The organism is Spirillospora sp. NPDC048819 (genome assembly GCF_040650055.1).
Taxonomy (GTDB): Bacteria; Actinomycetota; Actinomycetes; order Streptosporangiales; family Streptosporangiaceae; genus Spirillospora.
Genome location: NZ_JBEZGN010000010.1, coordinates 195852 through 208576, shown reverse-complemented (window position 1 = coordinate 208576; position 12725 = coordinate 195852). Strand labels below are relative to the sequence as shown.

The 12725-nt window shown below is 70.0% G+C and carries 8 protein-coding genes; 5 read left to right on the top strand and 3 right to left on the bottom strand.

Translation table 11 applies throughout. The annotated features are described in order from the left end of the window. The first annotated feature begins 537 nt into the window (after positions 1 to 537). Positions 538 to 1122, top strand: a complete 585-nt coding sequence (locus AB0C35_RS16965) for a septal ring lytic transglycosylase RlpA family protein (protein ID WP_358456204.1) — start codon at positions 538 to 540, stop codon at positions 1120 to 1122. A gap of 143 nt (positions 1123 to 1265) precedes the next feature. On the opposite strand, the gene AB0C35_RS16960 is transcribed toward AB0C35_RS16965, so the two are convergent. Beyond that, positions 1266 to 2318: a hypothetical protein gene (locus AB0C35_RS16960; RefSeq protein WP_358456202.1), complete on the bottom strand. Its 1053-nt coding sequence runs from the start codon at positions 2316 to 2318 to the stop codon at positions 1266 to 1268. A 428-nt stretch (positions 2319 to 2746) separates the two neighbouring features. Here AB0C35_RS16960 and AB0C35_RS16955 point away from each other — a divergent pair, with 428 nt between their 5' ends. After that, complete coding sequence (locus AB0C35_RS16955) at positions 2747 to 3109, top strand: YkvA family protein (RefSeq protein ID WP_358456199.1); 363 nt, start codon at positions 2747 to 2749, stop codon at positions 3107 to 3109. 105 nt (positions 3110 to 3214) lie between these two features. On the opposite strand, the gene AB0C35_RS16950 is transcribed toward AB0C35_RS16955, so the two are convergent. Next, positions 3215 to 3961, bottom strand: coding sequence for an IclR family transcriptional regulator (locus AB0C35_RS16950; RefSeq protein ID WP_358456197.1), 747 nt, complete (start codon positions 3959 to 3961; stop codon positions 3215 to 3217). Between the two features lie 1614 nt (positions 3962 to 5575). Between AB0C35_RS16950 and AB0C35_RS16945 the strand changes: the two genes are divergently transcribed. The 3 genes from AB0C35_RS16945 to AB0C35_RS16935 all read left to right on the top strand — a co-directional run bounded on the left by AB0C35_RS16945 (position 5576) and on the right by AB0C35_RS16935 (position 11281). Next, entirely contained in the window at positions 5576 to 5881 is a 306-nt protein-coding gene (locus AB0C35_RS16945) for a hypothetical protein (protein ID WP_358456195.1), read from the top strand. Between the two features lie 350 nt (positions 5882 to 6231). After that, entirely contained in the window at positions 6232 to 8028 is a 1797-nt protein-coding gene (locus tag AB0C35_RS16940; RefSeq protein ID WP_358456192.1) for a fatty acyl-AMP ligase, read from the top strand. A gap of 178 nt (positions 8029 to 8206) precedes the next feature. Next, complete coding sequence (locus AB0C35_RS16935) at positions 8207 to 11281, top strand: MMPL family transporter (protein WP_358456189.1); 3075 nt, start codon at positions 8207 to 8209, stop codon at positions 11279 to 11281. Positions 11282 to 11497: 216 nt separating this feature from the next. On the opposite strand, the gene AB0C35_RS16930 is transcribed toward AB0C35_RS16935, so the two are convergent. Next, positions 11498 to 12718 (bottom strand): glycosyltransferase, encoded by a 1221-nt coding sequence (locus AB0C35_RS16930; protein ID WP_358456291.1) that lies wholly within the window; start codon positions 12716 to 12718, stop codon positions 11498 to 11500. Between the last annotated feature and the right edge of the window lie 7 nt (positions 12719 to 12725).

The following is a 12725-nucleotide window of genomic DNA, read 5'->3' as shown; positions in this document are numbered from 1 at the left end:
TTCCGCGGATGGCGACGGCATCCGCGGGACGCCTCGCCGTGTTGTGACCAAGCGTTTGTTATTTGTCCGAGATCACACCTTCTTGGGCGAGTAAATACGATCTTCCGAGCTGGTTACCCCATGCGGTTGATCCACTTCGGAGGGCAAAAGGTCGGGTGACAAACCCCACAAATCAGGGGCCTGCGGCACGATTCACGCGGGACACAACGTACGGTCAAGGACTTGTGCGGCGTCTTAGAGATCAAAAGTGAAGATGCCTTTCCAGCCGCACCTGCCGGACGCCGTGACCGCGATGACGCGCAAGCGCCATGAAGACCATGACGCGCAGGCGCCTTGAGGATCGGTGCGGAGGCGGGCCAGTGAGCCCGCGGGCGGCGGGGGATTCGGGGACGAGGACGAGGACGATCGACGTCGCCTGAACGCGCCGCGAGAACGGCGGTACGACACGCCGGGCGTCCGGGGCCCTGTCCCCAACCAAAGGACACCTCTGTGGGTAGCCCTGTCAGGCGTCTTCTTCGAGCACGCCTACGCACGATAATGATCATCTCCGGTGCCACCGCCGCGGTTCTCGCATTGGGCGCGTTCGCCCTGGTCAACGGCGACGGCAAGGGCACCGCGAAGTCGGCGCAAGCCGCGCAGACCGCGCCGCGGGCCACGGCACCGCCGGCGGACCGGCCGCGATCCGAACCGCCGCGGGCGAGCCGCGGCAAGCCCCGCTCACCGGAGCCGTCACCGACGAAGACGAAGACTTCGAAGCGCGGGTCCGACACCCAGGCGGGCCACGTGCCCGAAGCTGAAAAGAAGCAGCAGAAGAAGAAGCGGAACAAGGTCGTGGAGTCGGGTTCTTGCGAGGCCTCCTACTACTGGCAGGGTCAGATGACCGCCAGCGGAGAGCCGTTCGACCCGAGCGAACTGACGGCTGCGCACAAGACGCTGCCGATGGGCTCCAAGGTCCGCGTGACCAACAAGAACAACGACCGTTCGGTGACCGTCCGCATCAACGACCGCGGACCGTACGCCGGCGGACGCTGCCTGGACCTCTCCAGGGCCGCGATGAAGAAGGTCGGCGGCACGGGCGCGGGCGTCATCCCCGTCCGGTACGAGGTCTTGTCGCGCGGCTGATCCCCGAGAACGCATGTACCCGCCCGGCGGGCGCCCGACCGCGCCCGCCGGCCGGGCCCACATGCTCGCCGGCCGGGCCCACACGCTCGCCGACTCGGCCTGCACCGGTTCAGCGCTCTGCATCGTTCGGTGGTCTGTGGGGTTCAGCGTCCCGTGCTGAACTCTGCGTGACGTGCCTCGACCGTGTCCTGCGCCTGGCGGACGCCGTCGGCCGCGTCCAGGGACCAGGCCCCATGCCCGGTGTCCACCGGCCCATGTCCGGTGTCCACCGGCCCACTTCCGATGTCCACCGGCTGAGCCTCCTCGGCGGCCGCGTCCATAGGTTGGGCGTCCGCCGGGCGGGTGGTGTCCGCCGGTGTGGACGGCGATGGGGTGGCGAGGCGTTCGCGGAACCAGTCGGTGAGGACGCCGTCCACGCGCACGGCCTCGGTGATGGGTGCGCGGGCCTCGGTGCCGGGTTCCGCGGCCAGAGCATGCCCCATGCGGAACGTGGTGGACTCCACCGGGCCGATGGCGTGGCGGCGCAGCACGTCGCGCAGGGCGGTGATCTCGCGGGCGGGGACGACGCGGTCCTTGGCGCCGCCGATGAGCAGTGTCGCGACGTCCCGTCCGGCGAGGTCGGCGGCGAGGGCGCCGAGGTCGAGCCGGTCGGCGAGCGCGGCGGCGCGGTCGGTCCAGGACCGTTCGAGGCCGGAGCGCTTCTCCACCGCACGTGCGGCGCGTGAGGGCGCCACGACGGGCGCCACGAGCGCGATGGTGCTCACCGGTACGACGTCGCGCGCCACGGCCAACAGTGCGGCGGCGCCGCCCGCGCTGAAGCCGACCAGGCCGATGGGGCCGTCCGGCAGTGCGAGGTCGCGGCGGATGTCCGCCAGAGCGGCGGGGAGGCGCTGCGCGGCGTTCTCGACCGCCTCGCAGTACGTCTCGATGGCCTCGGTCTGAAGGATCGAGCCCGATCCGAGCCCGCCGGCCGGGCTGGCGGGCATATCGAGGTAGACCCGCCATACCGGTACGCCCGTCATCGGGATCGACGACGCGAGCGCCCTCGCGGTGCGCGGCGGGTCGAAGCCGGGCCAGGCCACGATCAGCCGGGTCGGGCCCGTGGCGGTCCCGTCGACCGCGGTCGGGGGCAGCGCGACGTAGGGGTCGCCCCCTGCGGTGCCATGGACGGGGTGATGCGTACGGTCGCCGCTCATCAGTTGTCGCCGCTCATGAGATTCTGCCGCTCATCAGACATGCCGCTCACCAGATACTGCCGCTCATCGGATAGTTCGGCTCCTGCGATGGTCGACGGGCGATGCCGGTCGCGCCGGGGGAGGCGGCGCTCCTCCCGCGACGGTCCATGCTGCCAGCGGACGGGGGCCGACACACCGTGAACCCGCTGCGCGTCGCCCACGAGTGATGAAGAACTCACCTGAGGTGACTCGGGTCGCATGGCCAGGTCAGTGTCCGTCCGGGGCGTTTCGCGATCGTTCCGTCATCGGTCCCGCATAGGTCCGGACGGGACGGCTGTGACACCGGCCTCATGATCGGTGCGGCGGAACATTTCCGGCACTTGCCGCGTCCTAGATAAGCGTGGGCGCCGCGGGGGCGCGCCCTCTGAACGTTCGCATGAGGAGTGCTCGTGAACAGGAAACGCAGTGCGGCCGCCGCAGGGCAGGCCTGGCAGATCTATCGCGAGACCCTGGAACCCGAGGCCCCTGGGCTCTGGGAGCGCGTACGCGCGGTCCCGCGGATGCTCAAGTCGGTCCTTCGCGGGCACTACAAGGGCATGTCCTTCGGGACGCTCGGACTGCTCGCCCTGGGCGTCGTCTACATCGTCTCCCCGATCGACGCGATCCCCGACATGATTCCCGTCGCGGGCATCGCCGACGACACCGGACTGGCTCTCTGGATGGCCGCGGTCCTCGTCAAGGCCGCGGGCGACTTCGTCGCCTGGGAGCGTGGTGGGCGTCCGACCGTCCTCGTGGGCGAACCCCTCGACTGAACGGCAACGGCTGACGGCCCGTCGACGTGACAGTCCCTCGACGTGACAGCCCGTTGACGTGACAGCCCGTTGAAGGCGAGGCCATCCGTGTGATGGTCTCGCCTTTCACGTGTTCGGGCCCAGTTCCTTGGCGAAGCGCTCGGCGGCCTCCCGCATGATGGGGACGAAGTTCGGGACGGCCTCGCGTGTCATGCGCCCTGATGGGCCGGACACCGAGATCGCGGTCAGCGCCGGTGCGCCCCGCAGCGGCACCGCGAGGCAACGGACGCCGAGTTCCTGCTCCTCGTCGTCCAGCGCGTATCCCTGCTCGCGGATCCGTTCCAGTTCGGACAACAGGGCTTCGGGGTCGGTGAGCGTGTTGGGCGTGTGCGCGTCCATGCCGGTGCGGCCGAGGATCTCCCGGACCCGCTGGTCGGGAAGCTGTGACAGCAGCGCCTTCCCCACGCCGGTGCAGTGCGGCTGGACGCGCCGTCCCACCTCGGTGAACATCCGCATGGAGTGCTTGGACGGCACCTGCGCGACGTACACGGCCTCGTCGCCCTCCAGCACCGCCATGTTGGCCGTCTCGCCGACCTCGTCCACGAGTCGGGACAGCACCGGGCGCGCCCATGTGCCCAGCAGGCGGCTGGCGCCCTCGCCGAGCCGGACGAGCCGGGGGCCCAAGGCGTACCGTTTGGACGGCTCCTGGCGCACGTAGCCCTGGTTCACCAGCGTCCGCATCAGGCGGTAGATCGTCGGCATCGGCAGCCCGGAGACCTCCGTCAACTCCGACAGGGCCATCTCGCCGCCGGCGTCCGCCAGATGCTCCAGCAGGTCGAACGCACGCTCCAGTGACCGAACGGCCTCCGCCACCCCGTCTCCTTCCCTCGGACTCACCCGGATTCTACGGAGAGCCCATTTCACTCTGCGAAAGAGGGGGTGTTGTTGGAGTGATGCACGTTACACATGCGGAGACATGGCAATAACTGTCTGTGCCCGGCGCCGCGTCGCCGTCCCCCTGGCAGCCGTAGGGAGAGAGCAAACGCGAGAGGGGATCGTGTGCAATCGGGGCGCCGCAGGACACGCCGGGGTGCGATCGCACTGGCCGTGCCATCGCTCGCACTGGCCGTACCGTCGCTGACACTCGTCGGCCCGGCCGCCGAGGCCGTACCGGACGGACGCCCCGCCGCCGTCCGGTTACTCATGGACATGACGGCGACCGGGGGAACGACGTCCGGCCCCGGTGATGCGTTGGCGTACACGGTCCGAGTGCACGCACAGGGCGGGATCGCCAAGGACGCGACGTTGCGTCTCATGGCCGAAGATCCGTTGTCTTGGACGACGCACTCGCCGGCTTGTACGAAGACGCGCGCGGAGCATGAACTGCGATGCGATCTGGGCGACCTTGGCGAGACGGCGGTTGAGCGAACGGCCTCCGTCCGCGTGCCGAGTTCGATGGCCTCGGGCAGCCCGTCCGCGAAGCCGCTGAGCGTCCTCGCGGTGGCGGACGCCGCGAACGCAGAGCGCCGGTCGACCCGCGCCTTCATCACTCCGCCGACCGGCGACGGGAAGCCCTGCCTAGGCGGGACGGGGGAATCCGGCGGGGCGGGCCACGGCCGGCCCACGGATGGAGGGACGTCGTGCCAGAGCACCGAACCCACCGCTGAGCACAGCGATCCAGCGCCGCCCAGCGCGGGTGACGGTCAGTGCCAGGGCGACAAGCCTTGCCATGCAGGCAAGCCCAGCGGCGACGAACCGGGTGCCGGTGAGCAGCCCGGTGGAGAGTCCACGCCGCCATGTAGTGGCGACGGCAAGCATTGTGGGTCCGTGAAGCCCAGCGGCACTGCCAAGCCCAGTTCCAGTGGCATTGCCAAGCCCAGTGCCGGGGGTCAGTCCGGTGCTGTTGGCGAACCTTCTGGCCAGACCAGTGGAGCCAAGCCGACTGTGAGCGGCCAGCCTGGTGGTGAGAGCAAGCAGTGTGAGGGCGGCGAGCCTTGTCAGGAGGGCGAGCCTGGCGGCGCGGCCAGCCCCGGCCCTAGCCCTAGCCCTAGCCCCAGTCCCAGTCCCAGCCCGAGCGGTGAGTCTGGGCAGCCCACGGGTGGCAAGCCGACTTCGACCGGTCAGTCTGATGCTGACGGTGGGCCCGCCGGCCAGCCGTCGTGTGGGGCGGGCAGTGGCAAGGATTGCCACAGCGGCGAGCCGTCCGCCGACGCGGAGGTGAAGCCGGGGACAGAGGTGAAGCCCGGGACAACGAGCGAGCCGGGCGGGTCCGGCCGGCCAAGCGCGGCTGCGGGCGCGGGCGCGCCCTCGGATGAGGCGTGTCAGCCGGGTGAGGGCGGCGAGTCCTGCGATGACGCACAGGCGCCGTCCGTCAGTCCCGGCGGTTCGGCCGGATCCGGTGGTTCGGCCGGATCCGGGGGGTCCGGCGGGACGGGTGCGGGAGCGGGAGCGCCCGGAGCCGAGGTGCCGGGCGGTCAGGAGTTCGCCGTGCCGGACCTGCCGACCGCGGCACCGTCGGCGCCCTCGGCGACAGAGCCGAGCGCGGTCGTCCTGCCGCCGCTGACCGTTCCCGACAAGGCGAATTCGGCGGTCGGCGAGAGCCAGATGACGCTGATGTCCCCGACCGCGCTGAGCGAACAGAATGAGACGGACTGGGCGATCGTCATCGGCATCGCGCTCGTGGCCGAGATCGGGCTGCTGTGGGGAGCGGCGTGCGTCGGTCTGTGGCGGCGGCGGATCGCGCTGTACCGTGCCGCGTCCAAGGCGGCGGAAGCCGGTCCGGCCATGGGGTGACGCGAGCGACGGTAAAGGTCGTCGTGACGGACGGGGGATCCGGTAGGTCAGACGCGGCGCCGCAGTGCCCGGCGCGCCCGCGGCCGGCGGGCTCCGGGCACGGTCGGTGACCACGTAGACGCCCATATGTAAAAGGGGATTTCCTCTTGTCACGGCGGTGACAAACCCGGGTTTGACGAATGTGACCGCGGGCTAATATCGCGCACTGACTACCATCCGGTAGCTTAACGATCATCGCCGGTTGCCGGGGGGCGCCAGACACAGTCGTCCGGCCGGCGCGCGCCACATCCGCCGACGGCGCCCACCCTCACATGGCCCCCGCCCGGCTCGTCCCCTCGGGAGAATGATCAATGGCATTGGGCTCGCTGCTTCCCGACCTCCTGCCCGGAGGCTCCGGCCGCACCCCGCTGATCGAGCGGGTCGCGAGGTGGGCGAAGGAGAAGCCGGAAGCCCCGGCCTACACCTTCGTCGACTACTCGACCGACCCGTCCGGCGCCCATGTCACGCTGACCTGGGCCGAGACGGACCGGCGCGCGCGGGCGGTGGCCGCGACCCTCCGGCAGGTCACCGGGCCCGGCGAGCGCGCCGCGCTGCTGTTGCCGCAAACCCTCGAATACATGATGACCATGCTCGGCGCGATGTACTCCCACGTCATCGCCGTGCCGCTGTTCTCGCCCGACCTTCCGGGGCACGCCGACCGGCTGATCGGCGCCTACACCGACGCGGAACCGGCGGTCATCGTCACGACGCGGAACGCGCTGCCGCACGTCGAGAAGTTCCTCGCCGACCACGACGTCCCGCAGCCGAAGGAGATCGTGTTCGCCGAGGAGATCGACCTCTCCCTGGCCGGACGGTGGGACGACGAGCCGATCGCCTTCGACGACCTCGCGTACCTGCAGTACACGTCGGGTTCCACCCGCCGCCCCGCCGGGGTGGAGATCACCCACGGGAACGTGACGGCGAACGCCGCGCAGCTCTGGGCCGGGTGGGCGCCCGACAGGCCGAACCCCGAACTGGTGAGCTGGCTGCCGCTGTTCCACGACATGGGGCTGATCTCGACGATGGCGCTGCCGCTGGTGCGCGGCGACCACGCCATCTTCACCGACCCCGTCTCGTTCATCATGAACCCGATGCGGTGGCTCAAGCTGATCTCGGACCGTCCGGGCAAGAACGTCTACACGGCGGGGCCGAACTTCGCCTACGAGTACGTGGCGTCCCAGGCGACGCCGGAGAAGATCGCCGACCTGGACTTGTCCGGGCTGACGACGTGCCTGAACGGCGCGGAGCCGATCCGGACGTCCACGCTGTCGGTGTTCGCGGACGCGTTCGAGGCGGCCGGTCTGCGTCCGGGCGCGCAGGCGCCGGGGTACGGGCTGGCCGAGGCGACCGTGTTCGTCACCGCGGCGGCCGAGGACGTCCCGCCGAAGGTCATCTTCGTGGACCGCGACAACCTGACCCAGGGCGGCCTGCAGCTCTGTGACGAGGCGTCCGAGCGGGCCAGCGCACTCGTTTCGTGCGGGCGCCCCTGCGGGCAGATCGTCGCGATCGTCGACCCGGACACGCGCGTCGAGCAGCCTGACGGCAGGGTCGGCGAAATCTGGGTGCACGGCCCGAACACGGCCCCCGGCTACTGGCGCAACTCCGAACGCAGCCAGGACACGTTCGGCGGCGAACTGTCAGAACCGGGTGAAGTTCCGTCCGGGCCTTGGATGAAGACCGGTGATTATGGCGTCGTCCATGAGGGCGAGCTGTACGTGACAGGCCGCATCAAGGACCTCATCATCGTGGACGGCCGCAACCACTACCCGCAGGACATCGAGGTCACCACACAGGAGGCGCACCCCGCGATCCGCCCCGACCACGTCGCCGCGTTCGCGTTGTCCGGGGAGGAGACCGAGCGGCTGGTGGTCGTCGCCGAGCGCAACCGACGCGTCCCCCTCGGACGGGTGGACGTGGACGAAGTGGAGTCGGCGGTAAGGGGCGCCATCAACGTCGAGCACGAGATGAGCGTCCACGAGTTCGTGTTGATCGAACCGGGTGGCGTGTCCCGTACCTCCAGCGGAAAGATCGCCCGCGCGGCCACCCGGCAGCGCTACCTTGACGGCGAGCTGCCAACGACAGAGGCTCGTCTGGCGTCTCGTAAGTAGCCGTGCGGGGTCACCGTCCCGGCTGGGCGGGCGTGCCGTTCCGGGCGTGCCGTCCCGGGTGTGCGGCCGTTGGTCGAGAATGGGCAGCCGACGGCCACCTTGGTGTCCGGTCCGGGATGGGCGATGGGCCCGCCGGGGCGACGCAGCTCTCCGGCGGCCGTGACGAAACAGGAGGAACATGCTTTCGGGGCTGGGGCGTCTCATTCACCGGCGTCGCTGGACCAGCCTTGTCCTGATCCTGGTCACGACGATCGTCGCCGGGGCCTGGGGCCTGGGCGTGCTCTCCAAGTTCAAGGAGGGCGGCTTCGAGGACCCGGACTCGTCCTCGACTCTGGTCGCCAAGCTGGGCGCCACCTACTTCGGCAGTACGAACCCCGACGTCCTCGTCCTCTACAGCAGCGACACCATGACGGTGGACGACCCGCGCTACCAGGCGAGCGTGGTCACCACCATCGCGCGGCTGCCCAAGGCCAACGTCGAAGAGATCATCTCGTACTGGTCGTTCGACGGTAAGGCCGCGGACTCGTTCGCGTCCCACGACCGGCGTTCGACGTTCGTCGCCGTGAAACTGCAGGGCGACGACGGCGCGACGATGATGGAGAACTATCACGCCGTCAAGGAAAAGCTCGTCGCGCCTGGGCTGGAGGTCCAGTACGGCGGCGCCATCCCCCTGGGCGAAGAGTTCGGCCAACAGGTCGTCGCCGACATCGTGCGCGCCGAGCTCATGACCCTGCCGGTCCTGCTCATACTGCTCGTCGTCCTTTTCGGTGCGCTCATAGCCGCGTCCCTGCCCATCGTCGTGGGCGCGTTCTCGACGATCGGCGGACTGGCCGTCCTGCATGTGGTCACCTATGCCACCGACGTGACGTCCTTCGCGCTGGAAGTCGTCACGATGATGGGCGTCGGGCTGGCGATCGACTACTCGCTGTTCATCATCAGCCGGTTCCGTGAAGAACTGGCACGCGACATGGCCGCGCAGGGGATCGCGGCAGGCAAACCTTGGAAACGAGAACGCGACAGGAGATCTCGCAAGGCCGCGAAGAAGGCGTACCGGACGGCGATGCGTCCGGTAAGGCAGGGTGCGTTGTCGGCGACCATGGCCACCGCCGGCCGCACCATCGTGGTCAGCGGCATCACCGTGTCGGCCGCCCTGGCAGGGCTTCTGCTCTTCCCGCAGATGTTCCTCCGGACGATCGGGCTCGCGGGCATCGCCACCGTCATGGTCGCCGTCTTCGGCGCGACCGTCCTGCTGCCGACGCTCCTGGCGCTCCTAGGCCCGCGCGTCGAATTCGGCCGGATGCCGTGGCGGCGTCCTACGTCCAAGCGCGCGCAGCGCGACCCCAACAGCGGCTTCTGGTACCGCCTCGGCCACAGCGTGATGAAGCATCCGCTGCCGTACTTCGCAATCGTGCTCGTCATCCTGGGCGTGATGTTCGTGCCGTTCCTGAACGTGCAGTTCGGCAGCGTGGACGCCCGCGTCCTGCCCAAGGACAGCCCCACACGCGCCGTGGTCGAGACCGTCAAGCGGGAATTCCCCAACGGATCCGCGGAACCCATCGACGTCGTCGTCTCCGGAGACCTCATCCCGCGCAACTGGACGCCCGACGACAACGACCCCATCCCGCCCTACCTGGACGAGTTCAGGAAGGAATTGGGGTCGCTGCCCGGCGTGTCGGAAGCCCAGTTCACCGGCTACTCCGGCACGTACGGAGGCGTGCGCATCTCCGTCACGCACAAGTACGAGCCGATGGACCAGCAGGCCCAGGACCTCGTCACGAAGATCCGGGGCATGAGCCTGTCCAAGGACGGCTACCCGATGCACGTCGACGTCGGCGGCAGCACGGCCGCGCAGATGGACCTGATGTCGAGCCTGATGGAAACCCTGCCCAAGATGGCGCTCGTCGTCGGGATCGCCACGTTCATCCTGCTGTTCATGTTCTTCGGCTCGATCGTGCTGCCGCTGAAGGCCATCGTGATGAACGTCCTGTCGATCGGAGCGTCCTTCGGCGCGATCGTCTGGGGCTTCCAGTACGGCCACCTCGCCGGCCTCCTCGACTTCACCCCCACCGGCGGCGTCGAGGCCACCAGCATGATCCTCATCCTCGCGGTCGTGTTCGGCCTGTCCATGGACTACGAGGTCTTCCTGCTCAGCCGCATCCGCGAGGAATGGGACCTCACCCACGACAACCGCGCCGCGGTCGCGCGCGGCATGCAGCACACCGGCAGCATCATCACCAGCGCCGCACTGCTCTTCCTCGTGGTCATCGGCGCGTTCAGCACGGCCGGCATCACCGTCGTCAAGCTCATCGGCGTCGGCATGTTCGTCGCCGTCGTCGTGGACGCGATGCTCGTCCGCTCCCTCCTCGTCCCGGCCACGATGCGGTTCATGGGCGCCGCCAACTGGTGGCTGCCGGGCTTCCTCGCCGGCCTGCACGCCCGCATGGACCTGCGCGAACGCAGCACCCCCCTCACCGCGGCCGGCCCCGCCCTCCCACCCCGCCTGCCGGACGAGCAGCCCTTCCCGTACGCCCTCCACTGGGAAGAGGCAAGCCCCACCACCCCCGCCCCGGCCTCCGCTCGTCCCGCCGCACCTGGCCGCGCCGCCGCTCCTCCGCCCGCCCCCGGCCGGACCGCCGCTCCCCCCGCCGTCCCTGGCCCCGCCGTCCCTGGCCCGGCCTCGGCTCATCCCGCCGCCCCTGGCCCGGACGTCCCTGACCCGGGCGTCCCTGACCGCGTCACAGCCCATCCCGCCGTCCCCGGCCCGGCCGCCGCTCATCCCGCAGCCACTGGCCCGGCCGTACCCGGCCGCGCTGGCGCTCGTCCGACTGCCCCCGGCCCTGGCCCCGCCGCCGCGCCGCCTGCCGGACGCCCCAGGACGCCCGGTACCGGACCCGCGCCACAGGGCCCACCTGCCGCGCCTCCGATGCCATCGGGCGCGCCTGCCGAGCCGTCAGTCCCGCCACGGGCGCCCACCCCGCCGCCCCCGCAGGTGGACGCGAGCGAAGCCTTCAGGCTCGTCCCACCACCCACCACCGACGAGCCACCAAAGCTGGTCTTCCAAACGCCGCCCGGTTCCGAGGGTGGGTCGCGCCAGGAGAACGGCGGATCCAGGCCGTCCGGGGAACCGTGGACCCCCTGGGCGGACGGCCCGCCACAGCCGACGCCCCCGCGCACCCCCCGCACCAAGCGGGCGATCGTCCCCAACCCGGACGGCAGCGGATGGCATTGGGGCGAGGTACAGGACGACGCCTGACTCGTCCACGCAGAGCGGGCTGTCCACGCACAGCGAGCGCCCCAGCGAGCGCCCCTGCGCCACGATCACCGACCCGATGCACGACCAGGCCCACCGCAGCACCTAACTCCGCAGCACCTAACTCCGCCGCCAGATGCCCCTACCCCTGCGGCACGGACAACTTCCGTCGACGCCCCGTCGGAGTCCGGCTCGTTCATCCGACGTAGCTATGAGACCTCACCGAAGGAGCGAATCGATGATCTCCTGCGCCCGCCCGACACCGTCCTCGTCCCGGATCCGCCGGCCCAGCTCACCCGCCTGGTCCGCCATCCCCTGATCCCGGACGGCACGCCGGATCTTCGACGCGAGCCGCGGGACCGTCAGCGCGCGGAACGGCAGCGGGGCCGGCCCCGCACCCAGCGACGCGACACGCTCGCCCCAGTAGGGCTGGTCGCCGAAGAACGGGCACACCACGGTCGGCACACCCGCCCGCAGTCCCGCCGCGGTCGTCCCCGCACCGCCGTGATGCACCACCGCGGCCATTCGCGGGAACAGCCACGAGTGCGGCACGTCCCGGACGGCGAGAACGTGATCATCCGAAGTGTCCGGATCGCCCTGCACGATGCCCCGCACTCCGGCGAGCTTCAACGCCGTCCGTACCACCATTCCGGTCATTTCGGAGTCCTTCGGCACCATGCTCCCGAACCCGACGTACACCGGCGCGGGACCCGCCGCCAGAAACTCCGCCAGCTCCTTCGGAGGCTCCCAATCAGGCTCGTCGAGGAACCAGTACCCGGTGAGGTTCACATTGGACGGCCAGTCCTTCGGCCTCGGGACCACGGCCGGGCTGAAACACGCCAGCACCGTCCCACCGTCAGCCCGCCTGCCCCGCACCGGCAGCCGAGGCAACCCCAGCGCCGTGTCCCGCCACGGGTTGATGAACGGCCGCGACAACTGCCACGCGATCTGATCGACCGCCAGGAAACTCGCCCGGTTCGCCCACGGCCCGAACATTCGCGCCTGCGGAACGAACGGATGAGGGAACGCGCCCGTAGGCCGGCTCGGCTGAAAATGAATCAGCGCCCAAGGAACACCGAGATGCTCGCCAATATGCTGAGGAAGAAAACCCAAAGTGGGCCCCAATATCAGATCGGCGCCCTTACAAGCGTCCAAACACTCCGCCAACAGCCGCTCGGCCATCGGCCCCAGTATCCGCCGGAACCCGCCGAGGAACTTCACCGGATTGCGTCCGCCCGCCAGCAACTCCTGGCCGGCGTCCGATTCGAGGATTTCCGTCGGATCCGCCGTCAGCGGCGCAAGTTCGAGCCCCGCGGCGACGACCATCGGCGAGTACCGCGCACTCGCCACCAGCCGCACCTCGTCCCCCCGCCGCCGCAGCACCCGCCCCAGCGCCACACATGGCTGGATGTCCCCCCGCGACCCCGCCGCGAAGATCACGATTCTG